Source organism: Bradyrhizobium sp. BRP20 (assembly GCF_020194215.1).
In the GTDB taxonomy this organism is placed as follows: Bacteria; Pseudomonadota; Alphaproteobacteria; order Rhizobiales; family Xanthobacteraceae; genus Bradyrhizobium; species Bradyrhizobium yuanmingense.
In genome coordinates, this window is the sequence record NZ_JADYVY010000007.1 from 173,707 (window position 1) to 190,913 (window position 17,207).

Consider the following 17,207-nt stretch of genomic DNA (forward strand, 5'->3'; position numbering starts at 1 on the left):
GCAGGATGCCAGCGTGCCGGCGATCGGCCGGGAGCAGGCCGCATGCGCGTCCTGCGCGCGCCGCCTCCACCACGCCGACGTTGAGACAGATCAACACTCGACCTGCGCGGCCGCCCGAACTTTCCATCAGCGCATCGATGGAAGGGCGGCTACATGCAGATTCTGCTCAGGGAAATCCGGAATACCCCTTTGCTCTGGATGCTGGCCTTCGTGCCCATCGTGCTGGTGGCCGAGGCGGTGGCGCCGCATTCCCACACGCTGCTGTTCGTGCTCGCGGTGCTGGCCATCGTTCCGCTGGCGGCGCTGCTCAGCCACGCCACCGAGGCGGTCGCCGCCAAGACTGGCGATGCCGTGGGCGGATTGCTCAATGCAACGCTCGGCAATCTGACCGAGCTGATCATCGCCATCACGGCGCTGCGCGCCGGCCAGTACATGCTGGTGAAGGCCTCGATCGCGGGCGCGATCGTCACCAACGCGGTGTTCATGCTGGGCGCCTGCCTGTTGCTGGGCGGCCTGCGCTATCATGTGCAGGAATATAACCGCGCCGGTGCGCGGCTCTCGTCCGGCCTGTTGCTGATGGCGACCGTCGCGCTGCTTGCGCCTTCGGCGGTCGCCGATCTCGACCACCTGCCGCAGGGCGGGGGCATCCTCAACAAGCTCAGCCTCGGCATTTCGGTCCTGCTCATCACAGCTTACGGGCTCGGCCTGTTGTTCTCGCTTCGAACGCACAAGGAATTGTTCGCAAGCGCCGGTCACGGCGACGACGACAAGGAGGCGCACTGGCCGATCGGAACGGCCGTCGGCACGCTGCTGGTCGTCACCGTGCTGGTCGCGCTGGTCAGCGAGATCTTCGTGGAATCGGTGCAGAAGGCGGCGGAAACCTTCGGAATGAGCCCGGCCTTCGTCGGCTTCATCGTCGTCTCGCTGGTCGGCGCCGCCGCGGAATTCGCGGTGGCCTTCGCCGCGGCACGCAAGGACCGGCTCGACATGGCCGTCAGCATTGCGCTCGGCAGCGCCTCGCAGATCGCGTTGTTCGTCGCACCCGCTTTGGTGCTGCTCAGCTATGTCGTGGGGCCGAAGCCGATGGACCTGCAGTTCTGGCCGGGCGCGGTCACCATGATGATGATCGCGACGGTGACGTCGGCCTTCATCACGGCCAGCGGGCGCTCGGCCTGGTTCGTCGGCGCCCTGCTGATCTTCATCTATTCCGTGTTCGCGCTGACGCTGTACGTGGTCCCGCCGGCGGGGCAGGGGTGAAGTTCGGTGCCCCTCGATCTCGCTCCGGCAGGCTATTGGTCGTACGAGAAAATGTCGGCTCCAGGCCGCGATCGTCGGCGTCAGCTCGGGTGCATGGCGGCGCGATGCGCAGGGATCAGCAAACCGCGAAGGTTAGGCGTGCTTCGTCGAACCCACCTTACGGCACAAACGTGCTGAGCTCGTAGACGACGACCGCAGCGCCGAGGCAGCGCCGCCAGGGATTCACGCCGCGGATAATCTCATCGGCGCCCCAAATCACTAGTCCGCTTTTAAAGACGATTGTCAGGGCGACGCTGGCTCTTCCCGCGGAAGGCCAGATCCAAAGCAGAAGGCCCGCGACGATCACGATCCATAGAATGAGGTTGGGCCATTGCGCGATGGTGATGGCACCGGTTTCGCGGCTCCTGAAGAACCAATCGAGGAATCGGCGCACGATCACCGCCTCAGTCAGATCACGACCTCACCCTCTTCGCGGCCCGTCCAATAAGTGATGCGCTTGGCTTTGACCTTGATCAGGACGATGCCCGGCGTATCGATTCCGTTTTCGAACCACTTGTCGAGGTCGCTGGTCCAATGCTGTTGGAAGGCGGCCTTGTCGCGGATCAGCTCGGCAGTCCCTTCGACCGCGAGGTAGATTCCCTTCGAGAATAGGCCCGCCTCCGATGAGAATCCGAGCGCTACCTTGGGATTTCGTTGGATGTCCGACACCGTTCGCGCCTGTTCGTAGGTGAAGTAGTACGAGGTGCCGTCGTAGGCGACGTCGCCGTTGTTGCTCATCGGACGGTTGGCAATCTCGCCGTTCTCGGTGTGCGTCGAGAGAATGGCGATGTCGATGCCGGCCATTTCCTTTGAGATTTCGGCGAGCGATTTCTTGGGCATGAACTTTCCTCCAGTGGAGCGGAGGCAACGATTGGATTGGGCCCATGTTCCCCGAAGCCGGGCACGAAGTGCGCGCCCGCGGTTCAGCAATGACTCGCTTATTGCCGGCGGCGGTCTGGCGGTTGGCCGCCATGCTCGCCGAAAATGGCCGCAGGTGCGGCCCTGCGCTGGTTGTCGCGCTGGCCGGCTCGTCAAGACCCGACGTGACGACCGACCTCGACCTGATCCTCCCAGTCCTCCCATTCGACATTGTTGATGTGGAGGTAGCTCGAGACGGCCGAGCCGATGGTCGGAAAGAACTGGGCTTCGCCGACCTGCGCATACAACCCGAACCGCTTCAGCTTGTCCTTCACGGGATCCTTCAGCTCGGCAAAGCAAAGTTCGATGCTCCTGACGTGGAGCGCCTCGTCCAGTTCGGCAATTGTGTCGCAGGCGGTGACGTCGACGCTCGTGACCGGTTCGGCGGCGACGACCAGCCAGCGCACGGGTGTCGGCGATTGCTCGACCGCGGCCAGAATACGTTCCTTGAAGAACTCGGCATTGGCGAAGAACAGCGGCGCGTCCCAGCGGAACAGCACCAGTCCGGGTATCAGGCGGGCATCGGGATATCTCGTGATGTCGTGATAGCCCTTGACGCCCTGCGCCCGCCCGAGAATTGCGGAGTGCGGACGCCAGCCGTCCCACAGAAACTCGGCAATGGCGACCGCGATGGCGAGGCCGATTCCGGGAATTGCGCCGAGCACGGCTACGCCCACGAAGCACAGCACGGTCAACCAGAATTCCCAGCGCTGGATCCGGTAGATTCGTTTGAGATCACTGATCTCGATCAGGCCGATTGCGGCTGCGATCACCACGGCGGCCAATGCGGCATTCGGCAGGTGCTGCAACAGGTTTGGCGCAGCCAACAGAAGGAACGCGATCGCAAACGCGCCGACGACACATGTGAGCTGGGTGCGGGCGCCGGCGGCTTCGGCAACGGGCGTGCGCGAGGAACTGCTGCTGATCGGGAAGCCTTGGAAAAAGCCGGTCGCCAAATTGGCCGCGCCGAGGCCCACCATCTCTTGGTTCGGATCGACCTTGTCGCCCAGACGAGCAGCATAGGTTCGCGACAACACGCTGGTATCGGCGAACGAGACCAGAGCGATGGCGCAGCCGCCGGCCAGCACGGGGATCAGATCGCCATAGCCGATCCTGGGAATGGAGAAGGCCGGCAGACCTTGTGGAAGTGGCCCCAAGACTTTCACACCATAACCAGTTCCCAGATCAAGGAGTGAGACGACAAGGGTCGCTCCGACGACGGCAATCAGGATTCCCGGCAGTCGCTTGCTGTCCTTGAGCAGCAGTATGACGATCAACGTACCAAATCCGACTGCGAATGCGGCCCAATTGATCTTGCCATCACCGATCCCAACGGCGATCGCCCATAGGTCTCTCAGCGGTCCTTCGCTTTCGATCGAGAAGCCGAGCAGCTTTGGCAACTGGCTGATCAAAACGGTCAGCGCGATCCCGTTCATGTAGCCGTACCGTATCGGCTTGGACAGCAGCTCCGTCACGAACCCTAACCGTGCGATGCCGGCCACAATGAGCACCGTTCCCGAAACGAGCGCCATCATGGCGGCAAGCATTGCGGCGCGGACCGGATCGCCGCCGGACAGGGGGACGATGACGCCGAGGATGACAGCTGCCAGCGCCGAGTCCGGTCCGAGCACGATGATGCGGCTCGGACCGAACATCGCGTAGGCCAGAAGCGGGACGATGGTCGCGTAGAGGCCGTGGATGCCCGGCAGACCGGACGCCACGGCATAGGCAATTCCGACCGGGACAAGCATGGTCGCCAGCACGAGACCTGCGAAGACATCATGCCGAAGCCAGGCCGCTTCGTAGTACCGAAGCGTATCGATCCCGGGCACCCAACGCGTCCAAACGTTCACCGCGCGCACTCCAAAGGCCGGTCGCCATGCAAAGCGATCGCCGGTCAACAGACGATCAACACGGATATCTGCAGTCACGTGTCGGCTCGCCGATAGCGCGCGACGATCTCGCAACGACTCGACCACTCGCTTGACGCAAATCAACGTTGCCGTAACCCCGACTATTCCGCGGCGCAGCAATCCTTGAGACGAGAGCCTTCGCTCCTAGACCTGATACCGCAACCCGCCATCCACCGAAGGGCCGAGAGCCTTTTTCTGTGCCATCCTTCGCGACGCCCGCTCAGGCGGGCTCCTGAGCAGGGCGTGTGTGGCTGCAGTCTCGGAAGACACTGACGCCGATTAGCCTCATCCTGAGGAGGCGCGTAAGCGCCGTCTCGAAGGACGAGGCGTGCGCACCGGCCAAGTCATGTGCGATAACCTGGCCATCCCTCACGTTCGTCCTCACCGCACGATCATCGACTCCGGCCAGTTCGGTGCTTGCCACACCGTCGACCACGGCTGGTCACCCCCACAGCCGCGCGCCGTGACATCCACGCGGACGAGCACGAAGCTGCTGGTGCCACTGGTAAAGCCTTCGGTCCTTCCAAGGCGGTAGACGTGACGAAGGCGAGAGCTCGGACACATGTCTGTTCCGGTCTCAGCCTCGAACTCACCGGCCTCCTTTCGCCAGGTGATGAGGCCCGGCCGCGGCGTGGTGCCGAACCCGGTGTTCTGTGCGAGGAATGGAAACACGACGAGCTTCGGGTGGCGCGCGTCCCTGAGGTCGAAGACGAGATGACTTCCCAAGATCCACTGACAATAAACGAGGACGAGACGGCGCTCTCTCTCTCGACCAAGAAGCGAAGCGGAATCTGTTTCATGCCTTTTTCGACGTCGCAGTTTTCGCGTTGTGCCGCGCGCGCCACCTGCCGCGGGACTTCGGCGAGGGCTGAGACCTGGAAATCCGTTCTGCCTCCAAACCGAATGGGATCGAACGCAGCGGCGTCATCTCGACTGCCGGCGCTCTGCTTGTCCTCGCCAAACGCGGCGGAGGTCAAGTGAACTGCGGCAACGAGCATCAAGAGGCCGACCCCAACCCTCACGCTCTTCAATGTCGAACGCATCGCATGAATTCCTAGAACTGATACCGCCGCAAGCCCCCCATCCACCGGGATCACCGCTCCCGTGATGTATCGCACCCGCGAGGCCCAAAACACTACGAGCGCACGCACTCATGCGGTCAAGCCGGGCCGTTTCGGCGATCTCGAGCCAGCTGTGGTGGCACGAGAACAACTGAAGGGACACGCCTGGGTGTGTAACGGGCATGGGCGCGATGAGGCAAGTGAAGGACCCGCATCCGGGAGTTACGATCCTCGAAATTTGAGGCGCTCCCAACGCGGGCTTGGGCTGTCGACTCGCCTACTGCCAAGATCGGCGCCGCATCGCCAAGCTACCAGTAACTTTTGAACGTTTGCGGATTCGTCGTTCCTCAGCCTTTTCCAGGCGGGTACGAAGGTTCTGAAGCTCCGTCAGTTGAGAGCTGAGCGACAAAACACGTTGACGCAGAATCGCAATACGGTCGCACTGACCACGAGTACTCATGACGCGCCCTAAACTATGACTGTCAGGAAATGAACAGCTGGGCCAAGAAACAGAATGGACTTAAACCTATGAGTGTTGATGACCATAGCAAAGGTTCATGAAATTTGATTGACACGCGCGGCAGGGACGTCGCCGACCGCGATCGGAACATGCCAAAGATCAAAGCGCCGTTGGATCGGTGATTTTGCGCGACCACCCCAGTTCGATTCCGAGTTCTTACGGAAAACCGCTGCTAGAGCACAAGCCCGAGCACCAACCAGCTGGCAACAGACAAACAGACGCCAATTCCCAAATACGGCAATGCAATGCGCATGGTCATTCCTCCATGCCTAGACGCGACGAGAACATGGTCAGATACGCAGATTCGGGGCGCCAGCCCTATATTCCATGCGATGTATGAGCTGTTTAACGGCATCCGACGAGCATATTTAATTTGACTTTTGAATATAGTCAAAATTATATGTATTTGAGTTAATTGCTATATTTAATTTGGGCGTGTCGCCGCGCCGCAACACATTATCTACGCGTGTTCTGATCGGGTGCCGAAACCATGCGAACAGGCTGGGCGATCGCTCCATTGGAGTTGCTCTTGAGAGAGGCGTGATGCATGCGCCAATCAATCGATACTGCACCCAGGGACCGAGAAAGCACCCGAATAGAAGATGCGGCGGAGGAGCTCGGTCACGGGTCGCCCGAGACGGGCAGATGGGGCGCAAAGGACGGCTCAGCGCTCCGCTCTTCACGGACCCATTGGTGGGGTGAGACCGAGGATATCGATCCGGAGGAGACGGGTAGTTCGCTCCTTGCAGCTGTCGTTCTGGTCGCCCTTATCTTCGCTGGGGTGACCCTGCTCGGTGCTTTCGACCCGTTCAACGCACAACCGACTGCCGAAACAACTCGAATCGACGGCGGGAGCGCCGCCGGCCTCGACCAGCGGCCTGACTTCGCGACCGGATCGCCAGCACTCCTTCAGAGCGAAATGTCCGAGGCCCCGATTCAGGCGGTCTCCGCAAGCGCGGCGGGCCCGCCACCACGGCTCGACGCCGACGGGCGCAGTGACGCGCTCTCCGGTGAACTGGCCGGCGCGCGCAGGGAGCTCGAAGAGGCGGTCCAGCGCACGCATGCAGCGGAAACTGCCACGGAGGAGCTGCGGCAGTCTCTTCAAATTGAGCGAGCCCGCAGCGCCGCCTTCGCGGACGAACTTGCCGGAACCCGCCGCGAAGTAGAGGCTCGTATCGCGCAGGCGCGCGAGGCGGACGAGGTGGCCGCACAGCAGAGGGATGCGGCGGCGTGGGAGATCGCTGAACTGCGGCAGTCCCTGCAGCAGGAGCGGGAAAAGAGCGCCGTCCTGGCGAAGCGAGTGAGCGCCGCGCAGGCGATAGCGGCAAGCGCTGAGCAAGAACGCTACGAGGCGCAGTCACGCGCCGCCGCCCTCGCGAGCGAGCTTGCCGGCATGACTGGCGGATCGGCTACGGCCGACGGTGCGACGGCGGAGCAAAGCGAGGCGGTGGGCGGGGAGATCGCGGAATTGCGGCAGTCCTTGCAGCAGGAGCGCGAAAGGAACGCAGCCCTCGCGCAACAAGAGGACGCCGCGCGGTCGGCAACGGCGAACGCCGAGCAACAACGCCGTGCCCTCGAAGAGGCCCAGGCTCATGCTGCCGCGCTGGAGAGCAAGCTTGCGCAAACGCGCGGCGTCATCGAATCGCTGAACGGGCATCTGCGCGAGGCGAACGATGCAGCCTCGCAGCAGAGACAGGCAGCGAACCGGGAGATCGCCGAACTGCGACAGTCGCTGGAGCGGGAGCGGAGCAGGACTGAAGCCAGGGAGAGCGAGATCGCCTCGGTATCGCGCCTTATCGATCAGCACGCCCCGGCGGCGCAAAGAAACGGCGGCCCGACCTTGTCGACGGCGCAGAACGTGACCGCAACGGAGCCGCCGACGAATCCAGGCCAGGACGAGGTGGAGGCCCGATTGATCCCGCGTGCCAGAGCGTTGCTCGATCAGGGCAATATCGGTGCAGCGCGGATTGTGCTCGAGCTTGCGGCTGAGAAGAACAGTGCGCAGGCGACCTTCATGCTCGCGGAGACATATGATCCGGCGGTTCTGTCGGCTTGGGGTGCCTATGGAACGCGCGGCGAGGCGGCCAAGGCGCGCGAGCTCTACGCGAAGGCACAGAGGAGCGGCATTCGCGGAGCCAAGGAACGACTGGATGCATTGCATCACTGAGAGTGGGCTTTGCATTCATGCCGGGAAGAGTGGTGAGGGTGGGCAATCCGGAAAGGAACGACATGAACAAGCTGCCAAGGTCGCTCTCGTCGCTCGTGCTCGCCGCGCTGGTGCCGATTGCCGTGCTGCTTCAAACGACTTGCCTGGAAGCACAAACCGCAAGATCCGCCAAGGCCGATGCACAAATGCTCCGACGGCCGCTCCCTCAGGAGAGCGAAAAGGGCCGGATGAACGCCTGGACCGTCGGGCTCGCCGGCGGCCTGCTCGAGGGCGCGCCGATCCGCCTCGCGGCAGAAATGGCCCGTGTCGTCGACGACGGAGCAGAGCTGCATCTCCTGCCGATCGTCACCCGGGGCGCCACCGACAATCTGAATGCGCTGCTCTATCTGCGTGGTGTCGATACCGCGATCATCAATTCCGACGCGCTCGAGGAGTACAAGCTTCAGGTTCCGCAGATCCAAAGCCGCATCACTTATCTGCTCAATCTGTTTCCGTCCGAGTTGCACATCTTCGTGCGGCCGGAGATCACGAGCCTGCAGGACCTTGCCGGCAAGAAGGTGAACTTCAATACTCAGGGCACCGCAGCCGCCTATTCCGGTCCGCTGATCTTCAGCCGCCTCGGCATCGACGTCGACAAGACGTTCATTCCGCATCAGCTTGCCCTGGAACAGATGCGCAAGGGGGAGATGTCGGCCGTCGTGTTCATCACGTCGAAGCCCGTGGACGCCTTCGTGCGAGGCCGCTGGGAAGCTGGATTCAAGTTCCTGCCGGTCCATTACGACAGGAAGTTCGAGGACTATTATCTGCCGGCGACCTTGAACGCCAACGAGTATCCCAATCTGATCAAACAGGGTGAGCGGGTTGCGACTCTTGCCGTGCCGACGGCTCTCGTTGCATTCAACTGGCCGCCACGCTCAAACCGCTATCAACGCGTGGCGCGCCTCGTCGAGTACCTGTTCTCGCGGATTGACCGCCTGCAGGCACCAGGCTTCGATCCGAAATGGCAGTCCATCAATCTCGCGGCGTCCGTCCCCGGGCTCACCCGCTTCCCGGCTGCGCAGGAATGGCTGGATCGCAAGGCACGCAGCGTACAGGCGAGGCCATGAAGAGTGCCGTTCCTCCGTTCGCCGTCGCCTTGAACGTAGCCTGCGGAATCGCTTACGCGCAAGACACGGGCGATGCCGTCGAATCACTTCGGGCTTGTTCGGCGATGGAAGGGCGGGGCCGGCTGGAATGCCTGCAAGAACTGTCACGTAAGATTCCGCCGCCCGGGCGGCGGGCGTCAGACGGCGGCTGGCTGATCAGCGAGACCACCTCGCCGGTCGACTATTCACCCGTCGTCACCGCCACCACCTTTTCGGTTGGCGGCTCGGATGGAGCCACGATGCAACTCGCAATCCACTGCCGCAAAGGCCGAACGGAAGTCACGGTCGCCGGACCGGCGCTGTCACGGAGCGCCAACGAATACGTCATCTCCTTTCGGCTGAATGCGGACACGCCGATGCAACTCGCGGCGGCGTCGCCGTCATTCGGCTCCGGCGTCGCTTTCGGGGGCGACGTCGTAAAGTTGCTGAACGCGCTACCCGACGAGGGTCACATCGTCGTGCGCCTTTTCGCCCGCACTGGTCAGGTGCAAGACGGACAGTTCCTGCTCAGCGGATTCGAGAACGTGCGCAAGAGAATGGCGGCTGCATGCAAATGGCCACATAGCGTCGCCAGACCGGGAAGGTGATGGTCAAGGAACGGGAGACACGAGATGATCAATCCGAAGTTGACGATAGCAATCATCGGCGGCCTGGCGATGGTGCTTCTGGTCGAACCAAGCGCGCAGGCGCAACAGGACAACCAGTTGATCCCGCAGATGAGCGAGAAGAATCAAGCACGCGATCCGAAGCAACCGACTAGACGGATGCACGTGAGCAAGCCGGGGCAGACTCACACGAGCAAGCAAACCGCTGCGACACGGGCGGCGATGGCTCAGGCGACAAAACCCGAGATCGTCAAAAAGCCGCACCAGCTGATATTGCAGGTCAATTCCAACGAACCTGCGATGATGAGCCTCACGCTCAACAATGCCACCAATGTCGCGCAATATTACCGCGATCTCGGTGAACCAGTCTCAATCGAGATTGTCACCTTTGGTCCCGGTCTTCATATGCTGCGCGATGATACCTCGCCGGTAAAGCCACGCATCGAGGTGCTCGCGATGAGCAATCCCGAAATCTCCTTCAAAGCCTGCGGCAACACCCAGGAAAATATGCGGAAGGCGGAGAACAAGGACATCAATCTGATTCCGCAGGCGACGGTGGTCAAATCGGGTGTCGTCCGCGTCATGGAGCTGCAGGAACAGGGCTGGAGCTACGTCAAACCGTGAGGTCCGGCGACAATGAGGCTGTCGGATGCGCAGTTAGAGCGGAATGGCTTTAGGTTGAATCGATTGCCACGGGCTCGGTGCAACCTCTCCCGCTCTTGTCAGCCGAAGCCTTGGCGAAGGCGGATGCGGGAGAGGTCACGCCACCGGCTCGCGCCCACGGCGCGCCCGACGACAGGCTCCGGCGCGGGTCAGGGCTTTCTCCTCTCGGGGCTATCCCATTGCGGAAACATTCCCCAGCCCTCTCTCACAAGCGGGAGAGGGAGTGCACTTGCCTTGTAGCAATCTCCTTCACCAGCTCGGCGAGGAGATCGGTACGGCGCGCCACGCCGATGACGCGCACGCCTTCGGCGGCGAGGCCCCTGGCGATGGCGCGGCCGATGCCGATGCTCGCGCCGGTGATGACAGCGGTTTTCGATTTGAGCCCGAGGTCCATGGTCGCACGCTCCCTTGGTCCTGCCTGCTTTTTGTTGTTCGTTTGCCGCTCTGTCCCGCGGGCTTGCGAATTGCCCGACCGGGACGAGCAGTGGTAACCAAGAGGCTTGCCGAAGGACAAGAGCCTTGGCGAGGGAAATACGAAGAACAAAGGCGTCGAAGGATGGTCTGGGATCCGCAGCAATATCTGAAGTTCTCCGGCCATCGGCTCCGGCCCGCCGTCGACCTGTTGATGCGGATTCCCGATTTTGCCCCACGCGCGATCGCCGATCTCGGCGCCGGCGCCGGCAACGTCACCAAATTGATCACGGAGCGCTGGCCGGAGGCACGCGTGACCGGGGTCGAGGGCTCGGCGGAGATGGTCGCGGCAGGACGCAAGGCCGCGCCTGACGTGGAATGGTCACATGAGGATCTCGGCCATTGGAGTCCCGCTGGGCAGTACGACTTGATCTATTCCAATGCCGCACTGCATTGGTTGCCCAATCATGCGGCACTGTTTCCCTCGCTGATGGAGAAGGTGACGCCCGGGGGCATGCTCGCGGTGCAGATGCCGCGCAATTTCCTCGCGCCTTCGCATGTGCTGATCGGCGAGACTGCGCTCGACGGCCCATGGCGGTCCAAGGTGGAGCATCTCGTCACCCGGCCGCCGGTGGAAGGGCCGGCCTTCTATCACGATCTGCTCGCGCCGATGTCGGCCAACATCGACATCTGGGAGACCGAATACCTGCAGGTGCTCGAAGGCGACAATCCCGTGAAGGAATGGACCAAGGGCACCTGGCTGACGCGCTATCTCGACGTGCTCCAAGGCGAGGAGAAGGCCGCATTCGAAGCCGCCTACGGGATGCGCGTCGCGAGCGCCTATCCGAAGAATGCGGCGGGGCAGACGCTGTTCCCGTTCCGGCGCCTCTTCATGGTCGCGCAACGGAAAGGCTGATGGCGCTGCCGCAACGCGGCATAGCACGCGTTGCCTTGGACACGCGCGGATGCCGGCTTGCGCATCCGGCGGTCATCACGTTAGCTTGGCAGCGCTTAGCTCTCGTTGTTACCGACGGCTGCGGCCCAATAACAACAATACCAACGGTCGGGGGCAATTGCGCTCCCGGCCGTTGCGCTTGAATGATCCAATCCGGGGGGACCAAGTTGCTGCGTGTGCTGAATCGTTTTCTCGATCATCTCGAGGAATGGCTGATCGCGACGATGATCGCGGCTGCGACGTCGCTCATCTTCGTCGCGGTGGTGCACCGTTACGGCGCCGGGCTGTCGATCGACCTCGCCAAATGGGCGGAAGCCCGCAACCTCACCGTCCTCGCCGTGCCCGCGCGCGCGACGTTCGCCTGGCTTGCCGCCCTCGATTTGTCATGGGCGCAGGAGCTCTGCATCTACATGTTCATCTGGATGGCGAAGTTCGGCGCCGCCTACGGCGTGCGGACCGGCATCCATGTCGGCGTCGACGTGCTGGTCAACATCCTGCCGGGCGGCTCGCGCCGCCGCATCATCACCTTCGGCCTCCTGTGCGGCGCGCTGTTCACGGCCATCGTGGGCTATTTCGGAGCCGCCTTCGTCAGCCACATGTGGCACAGCGGCCAACAGTCCAACGACCTCGAGGCGCCGATGTGGGTGGTGTATCTCACCATTCCGATCGGCTCCGGCCTGATGTGCTTCCGCTTCCTGCAGGTCGCCTGGTCGTTCTACCGCACCGGCGAGCTGCCGCATCATGATATGGCGGGCGTCGAGGGCGTCGAGGCGGATCCGGTGCATCCTGCGCCGGTCACGCCCACCCAGGTGGTCCGGGACGAGCGCAGCCCGCTCGGCTGGATCCTGATGCTGCTGCCGGTCCTGATCGTCGCGCTGTGCTTCGCGCATGCGGCCCATGTCATCACCTTGCCGCAGGGCCTGCGCGTCTTCATCGTGTTCGCGCTGCTGATCTCGCTGATGCTGACCGGCATGCCGATCTCGATTGCGCTGGGTCTGACCGTGCTCAGCTTCATGTTCACGCTGACCGACGTGCGAACCGAATCGGTGGCGCTGAAGCTGTTCACCGGCATCGAGAATTTCGAGATCATGGCGATCCCGTTCTTTATCCTCGCCGGCAACTTCCTGACCCATGGCGGTGTGGCGCGGCGGATGATCACCTTCGCAACCTCGCTGGTCGGCCATTGGTATGGCGGGCTCGCGCTGTCGGGCGTGGTCGCCTGCGCGCTGTTCGCCGCGATCTCCGGCTCCTCGCCGGCGACCGTGGTGGCGATCGGCTCAGTGATCCTGCCCGCGATGGTCGCGCAAGGCTTTCCGAAACGATTCGGCGCCGGCGTGATCACGACGTCGGGCTCGCTCGGCATTCTGATTCCGCCATCGATCCCGATGGTGCTCTACGCCGTCTCCACCAACAGCTCGGTGGGCAAGCTCTTCATCGCCGGCATCGTGCCGGGGCTTGCGCTCGCCACGCTGCTCGGCATGACGACGTTCTATCGCGCCTGGCGCAACGACTATCCGCGGATGCCGAAGGCGACCTTCATGGAGCGTCTCGATGCGTTCCGCAAGTCGATCTGGGGCATCCTCCTGATCGTGATCGTGATCGGCGGCATCTACAGCGGCCTGTTCACGCCGACTGAAGCTGCCGCCGTCAGCGCGGTCTACGCCTTCATCGTCGCGGTGTTCATATACAAGGACCTGAAGCTGCGCGACGTGCCGCGCGTGCTGCTGTCGTCGGCCAACCTTTCGGCGATGCTGCTCTACATCATCACCAATGCCGTGCTGTTCTCGTTCCTGATGACCTACGAGAACGTGCCGCAGGCGCTGGCGCAATGGATGATCGACCAGGGCCTGGGCTGGATCGGTTTCCTGCTGCTCGTCAACATCCTGCTGCTGCTCGCAGGCAATGTGATGGAGCCGTCCTCGATCATCCTGATCATGGCCCCGATCCTGTTTCCGGTCGCGGTCAAGCTCGGCATCGACCCGATCCATTTCGGCATCCTGATGACGGTCAACATGGAGGTCGGCCTGTGCCATCCGCCGGTCGGCCTCAATCTCTACGTCGCCTCGGGCATCGCCAAGATGGGGATCACCGAGCTCACGGTCGCAGTGTGGCCGTGGCTGCTGACGATGCTGGGCTTCCTCGTGGTGGTGACCTATTGGCCGGGCCTGTCGCTGTGGCTGCCGCGGCTATTGGGGATGTAGCGGGGTGAGCGGCGTAGGAAGGATGTTCGAGATCGCCGAGCCGAAGCGGGTGAGGGTCGGGTAGGAGGCCGTCGCCAAGTCCTCCGTCATTGCGAGCGCAGCGAAGCAATCCAGAGTCCCTCCGCGGAAAGATCCTGGATTGCTTCGCTGCGCTCGCAATGACGAATTGATAGGGCCGGGCGCTTACGCAAATCATGGCCGGTACTGGCCCGGCCATGAGGTTTGCGCCTAAGTTGCCTTCCTACTCCGCGCTGCTCACCAGCTTGATCCGCGGTGCCTGCGCCTCGGTCAGGCTGCGATATGCGGCGAGGTAGTCCAGGGCCATGCGCCGCGCAGTGAAGCGCGTTTCGAACTGCTTGCGGATCGCGGCGCGGTCGAGTTGCGGAAGCCGGTTCACCACGCCCGCGGCGCTGATGACGTCCTCGACGATGAAGCCGGTGAGGCCCTCGTCGATGATCTCCGGCACCGAGCCGCGGTTGAAGGCGACCACCGGTGTTCCGCACGCCATGGCCTCGATCATGACGAGGCCGAACGGCTCCGGCCAGTCGATCGGCAGCAAGAGGCCGAGGGCGCCGCTCAGGAAATCCGATTTCTCGTGATCGCCGATCTCGCCGATGAAATCGATCAACGGATTGTTCTCGATCATCGGCCGGATCAGCTCGTCATAATAATCCTGGTCGGCACGGTCGACCTTGGCGGCGATCTTGAGCGGGATGCCGCAATGGGTCGCGATCTTGATGGCGCGATCGACGCCCTTCTCGGGCGCGATGCGGCCGAGCACGGCGAGGTATTCCTGTTTCGCCGGCTTCGGCGTCAGCAGCTTCTCCGGCAGGCCGTGGTGGATCGTCGTCACCCAGTTCGCCTGCGGCACCGGCCGCCGCTGCGCATTGGAGATCGAGATGACCGGCATCTTGGTGAAGGTGTTGAAGACCGGCTGATGCTCGGGAAGATCGAGCCGGCCGTGCAACGTCGTCACGAACGGGGTCGGCTGGCGGTGGAACAACGACCAGGGATAATAGTCGAGATGGAAGTGGAGGAAATCGAACTCCTCGTCGTCACATTTTTGCCGCACCCGCTCCAGTAGCACCATGTGCAGCGCGTTGGGATCGCGCACGGAACCGTCGAGCCGAAGCGCCCGCGGCCATAATGCATCGAGCTTGGCCGATGTCCGCGAGTCGCCGCTGGCGAAAAGCGTCACGTCATGGCCCAGGGCCACCAGCTCTTCCGTCAACCAATGCACCACCCGCTCGGTGCCGCCATACAGCTTGGGTGGAACAGCCTCCGTCAACGGAGCTACCTGCGCGATGCGCATCTCACCATCTCCTCTGCGATCATGAAGTTGAAACCCCCGCCTTAACGGCACCGGCAATGCCAGACGAGGGAACGTTCCCGCACCTGCGAAGTTCCTTCCCCCGAACGTTACATATTCGACACGTCGGCGGAGCGTCGCGATGCTGCCACTACATCTTCGCACATCGTCCGCATCCGCATGTCGTGATGGGATTGCCCGGGAACCGAGGCGAAGCGGTCGATGTTCACTCGACCAGTAACGAAACGAAAAATCAGCATAACGGGGCGACAGCCATATGGATCAGCTTTCTGGGTACGCGCGTAGGCCATTTGCCTTTGTCCTGCGCTATCTCCGGCGTCGTCTCGCATCGCATTTGGTGATCCTGACCGCGGTCGTGGGGGCCGTTGCCTGCTCCGTAGGCACCCAGTATGGCGTCAAAGCTCTGGTTGACGCCTTGTCGGCCGGTCCCTCGTATGGCGGTGGCGTATGGCTGGCATTCATTCTGCTCATGTCACTGATTGCCGCCGACAACTTCCTGTGGCGGATCGCAAGCTGGACGGCGAGCTTCACCTTCGTCCGGGTCACCGGCGATTTACGGCGTGACATATTTCGTCATCTGACCGGGCACGCCCCGAGCTACTTCTCGGACCGGATGCCCGGCATGCTGACGAGCCGCATCACCGCGACCTCGAACGCGGTGTTCACCGTCGAGAACATGTTCGTCTGGAATGTGTTGCCGCCGTGCATTGCCACAATTGCGGCAATCATCCTGATTGGAACCGTCAGTCCCTACATGGCGCTCGGCCTGATCGCGATCGCGGGCGGCATGGTGGTTGCGATGTTTCGTCTGGCCGCGGCCGGCAAGCCGCTGCATGACGATTTCGCCGACAAGGCCGCATTGGTCGACGGCGAGATGATCGACGTCATCAGCAACATGCCGCTGGTGCGCGCCTTCTGCGGCATCAGCCACGAGCATGAGCGGTTCGACGCGACCGTGAACCAGGAGCTGACCGCGCGCAGCCGCAGCCTGCGTTATCTGGAGAAGCTGCGGCTGTTGCATGCCGTCATCACCGTGCTTCTGACCATTGCGCTGATGGCCTGGGCGATCTCGCTCTGGCAGAAGGGCCAAGCGACGACCGGCGACGTCGTGCTGGTCTGTACGCTCGGCATCTCGATCCTGAGCGCGACGCGCGATCTCGCGGTGGCGCTGGTCGACGTCACCCAGCACGTCGCGCGTCTGACAGAGGCGATCGCCACGCTGCTGGTGCCGCACGAGCTCCGCGATCATCCCGAGGCCGAGCCCCTGGTCAAAAGCGGCGCGGCCATCGCGTACAACAACGTCACCTTCGGCTATCCCGGCAGCGACAAGATCTTCGAGCGCTTCAGCCTGCGCCTCCAGCCCGGCCAGCGCGTCGGACTGGTCGGCCAGTCCGGCGGCGGCAAGTCGACGCTGTTCACGCTGCTGCAGCGCTTCTACGACGTCGACGAGGGCAATATCACCATTGACGGCCAGGACATCTCGAAGGTGACGCAGCTGAGCCTGCGCGAGGCGATTTCCGTCGTGCCGCAGGACATTTCCTTGTTTCATCGCTCGATTCGCGAGAACATCCGTTATGGTCGGCCGAACGCGACCGACGACGAGGTGCTGCGCGCGGCGATCGCAGCGCGCTGCGACTTCGTCGAGAGCCTGCCCGAGGGCCTCGACACCATGGTCGGCGACCGCGGCGTCAAGATGTCGGGCGGCCAGCGCCAGCGCATCGCGATCGCGCGCGCCTTCCTGAAGGACGCGCCGATCCTGCTGCTGGACGAGGCGACCGCCGCGCTCGACAGCGAATCCGAGGAGGCGATCCGCGAGGCGCTGTCCCGCCTGATGCGCGGCCGCACCGTGATCGCGATCGCCCATCGCCTTGCGACGCTGCGCAATTTCGATCGTGTCGTGGTGTTGAGGAATGGTAAGATCATCGAGGACGGCTCGCCCGAGCGCCTGATGCAGGGTCACGGGCCGTATCGTGAGCTGGTCACGCAGGAAATGAGCCGGCTCGCGCAAGCCGCCGCGTAAAC

General features: G+C 62.9%; 13 protein-coding genes and 2 pseudogenes. 9 read left to right on the forward strand and 6 right to left on the reverse strand.

Going from position 1 to position 17,207, the window contains the following annotated elements:
* Positions 1-153 precede the first annotated feature (153 nt).
* Positions 154-1,257 carry a calcium/proton exchanger gene (gene cax, locus I6F33_RS18625; protein ID WP_225127482.1) on the forward strand — a complete coding sequence of 368 codons (1,104 nt, stop codon included), beginning with the start codon at positions 154-156 and terminating at the stop codon, positions 1,255-1,257.
* A 157-nt stretch (positions 1,258-1,414) separates the two neighbouring features.
* Here the strand turns inward: cax and I6F33_RS18630 are convergent, their stop codons facing one another.
* From I6F33_RS18630 to I6F33_RS18645, 4 genes are all read right to left on the reverse strand, one after another.
* Positions 1,415-1,690, reverse strand: coding sequence for a hypothetical protein (locus I6F33_RS18630; RefSeq protein WP_225127481.1), 276 nt, complete (start codon positions 1,688-1,690; stop codon positions 1,415-1,417).
* Between the two features lie 14 nt (positions 1,691-1,704).
* Complete coding sequence (locus tag I6F33_RS18635) at positions 1,705-2,136, reverse strand: pyridoxamine 5'-phosphate oxidase family protein (RefSeq protein WP_109144574.1); 432 nt, start codon at positions 2,134-2,136, stop codon at positions 1,705-1,707.
* A 191-nt stretch (positions 2,137-2,327) separates the two neighbouring features.
* On the reverse strand, positions 2,328-4,067 hold the full coding sequence (locus tag I6F33_RS18640) for a sulfate permease (protein WP_225127480.1): 1,740 nt from the start codon (positions 4,065-4,067) through the stop codon (positions 2,328-2,330).
* A 441-nt stretch (positions 4,068-4,508) separates the two neighbouring features.
* Complete coding sequence (locus I6F33_RS18645; RefSeq protein ID WP_225143661.1) at positions 4,509-4,853, reverse strand: hypothetical protein; 345 nt, start codon at positions 4,851-4,853, stop codon at positions 4,509-4,511.
* Positions 4,854-6,255: 1,402 nt separating this feature from the next.
* On the opposite strand from I6F33_RS18645, the gene I6F33_RS18650 reads away from it, so the two are divergent.
* The 4 genes from I6F33_RS18650 to I6F33_RS18665 all read left to right on the forward strand — a co-directional run bounded on the left by I6F33_RS18650 (position 6,256) and on the right by I6F33_RS18665 (position 10,249).
* Complete coding sequence (locus tag I6F33_RS18650; protein WP_225143662.1) at positions 6,256-7,875, forward strand: hypothetical protein; 1,620 nt, start codon at positions 6,256-6,258, stop codon at positions 7,873-7,875.
* A gap of 62 nt (positions 7,876-7,937) precedes the next feature.
* Positions 7,938-8,981 carry a TAXI family TRAP transporter solute-binding subunit gene (locus I6F33_RS18655; protein WP_157783996.1) on the forward strand — a complete coding sequence of 348 codons (1,044 nt, stop codon included), beginning with the start codon at positions 7,938-7,940 and terminating at the stop codon, positions 8,979-8,981.
* A complete protein-coding gene (locus I6F33_RS18660) occupies positions 8,978-9,607 on the forward strand; it encodes a hypothetical protein (protein WP_074447514.1) in 630 nt (209 codons plus the stop codon). The genes I6F33_RS18655 and I6F33_RS18660 overlap by 4 nt, the downstream gene beginning before the upstream one ends.
* 24 nt (positions 9,608-9,631) lie before the next feature.
* A complete protein-coding gene (locus tag I6F33_RS18665) occupies positions 9,632-10,249 on the forward strand; it encodes a hypothetical protein (protein WP_225127477.1) in 618 nt (205 codons plus the stop codon).
* Positions 10,250-10,529: 280 nt separating this feature from the next.
* On the opposite strand, the pseudogene I6F33_RS18670 reads toward I6F33_RS18665, so the two are convergent.
* Positions 10,530-10,682 (reverse strand): annotated as a pseudogene (locus I6F33_RS18670) (SDR family NAD(P)-dependent oxidoreductase); the annotation flags it as partial.
* Between the two features lie 162 nt (positions 10,683-10,844).
* Here I6F33_RS18670 and I6F33_RS18675 point away from each other — a divergent pair.
* The 3 genes and pseudogenes from I6F33_RS18675 to I6F33_RS38495 all read left to right on the forward strand — a co-directional run bounded on the left by I6F33_RS18675 (position 10,845) and on the right by I6F33_RS38495 (position 13,855).
* The gene (locus I6F33_RS18675; RefSeq protein ID WP_225143664.1) at positions 10,845-11,615 is read left to right on the forward strand and encodes a methyltransferase domain-containing protein; all 771 of its coding nucleotides are present in this window, start codon (positions 10,845-10,847) and stop codon (positions 11,613-11,615) included.
* Positions 11,616-11,878: 263 nt separating this feature from the next.
* A pseudogene (locus tag I6F33_RS38490) lies at positions 11,879-12,355 on the forward strand (TRAP transporter small permease); the annotation flags it as partial.
* A 219-nt stretch (positions 12,356-12,574) separates the two neighbouring features.
* A complete protein-coding gene (locus I6F33_RS38495) occupies positions 12,575-13,855 on the forward strand; it encodes a TRAP transporter large permease (RefSeq protein ID WP_036004463.1) in 1,281 nt (426 codons plus the stop codon).
* Positions 13,856-14,096: 241 nt separating this feature from the next.
* Here I6F33_RS38495 and I6F33_RS18690 read toward each other — a convergent pair whose 3' ends face one another.
* Positions 14,097-15,167, reverse strand: a complete 1,071-nt coding sequence (locus tag I6F33_RS18690) for a glycosyltransferase family 4 protein (RefSeq protein ID WP_225143665.1) — start codon at positions 15,165-15,167, stop codon at positions 14,097-14,099.
* Positions 15,168-15,441: 274 nt separating this feature from the next.
* On the opposite strand from I6F33_RS18690, the gene I6F33_RS18695 reads away from it, so the two are divergent.
* Positions 15,442-17,205: an ABC transporter ATP-binding protein gene (locus tag I6F33_RS18695; protein ID WP_036004382.1), complete on the forward strand. Its 1,764-nt coding sequence runs from the start codon at positions 15,442-15,444 to the stop codon at positions 17,203-17,205.
* The last annotated feature ends 2 nt before the right edge of the window (positions 17,206-17,207 follow it).

Bases quoted from the DNA above. Each gene is read 5' to 3' on its own strand.
- I6F33_RS18665 (WP_225127477.1), top strand. From the start codon at position 9,632: ATGATCAATCCGAAGTTGACGATAGCAATCATCGGCGGCCTGGCGATG.
- I6F33_RS18690 (WP_225143665.1), bottom strand. From the start codon at position 15,167: ATGCGCATCGCGCAGGTAGCTCCGTTGACGGAGGCTGTTCCACCCAAG.
- I6F33_RS18675 (WP_225143664.1), top strand. From the start codon at position 10,845: ATGGTCTGGGATCCGCAGCAATATCTGAAGTTCTCCGGCCATCGGCTC.
- I6F33_RS18635 (WP_109144574.1), bottom strand. From the start codon at position 2,136: ATGCCCAAGAAATCGCTCGCCGAAATCTCAAAGGAAATGGCCGGCATC.
- cax (WP_225127482.1), top strand. From the start codon at position 154: ATGCAGATTCTGCTCAGGGAAATCCGGAATACCCCTTTGCTCTGGATG.
- I6F33_RS18695 (WP_036004382.1), top strand. From the start codon at position 15,442: ATGGATCAGCTTTCTGGGTACGCGCGTAGGCCATTTGCCTTTGTCCTG.
- I6F33_RS18660 (WP_074447514.1), top strand. From the start codon at position 8,978: ATGAAGAGTGCCGTTCCTCCGTTCGCCGTCGCCTTGAACGTAGCCTGC.
- I6F33_RS18650 (WP_225143662.1), top strand. From the start codon at position 6,256: ATGCGCCAATCAATCGATACTGCACCCAGGGACCGAGAAAGCACCCGA.
- I6F33_RS18655 (WP_157783996.1), top strand. From the start codon at position 7,938: ATGAACAAGCTGCCAAGGTCGCTCTCGTCGCTCGTGCTCGCCGCGCTG.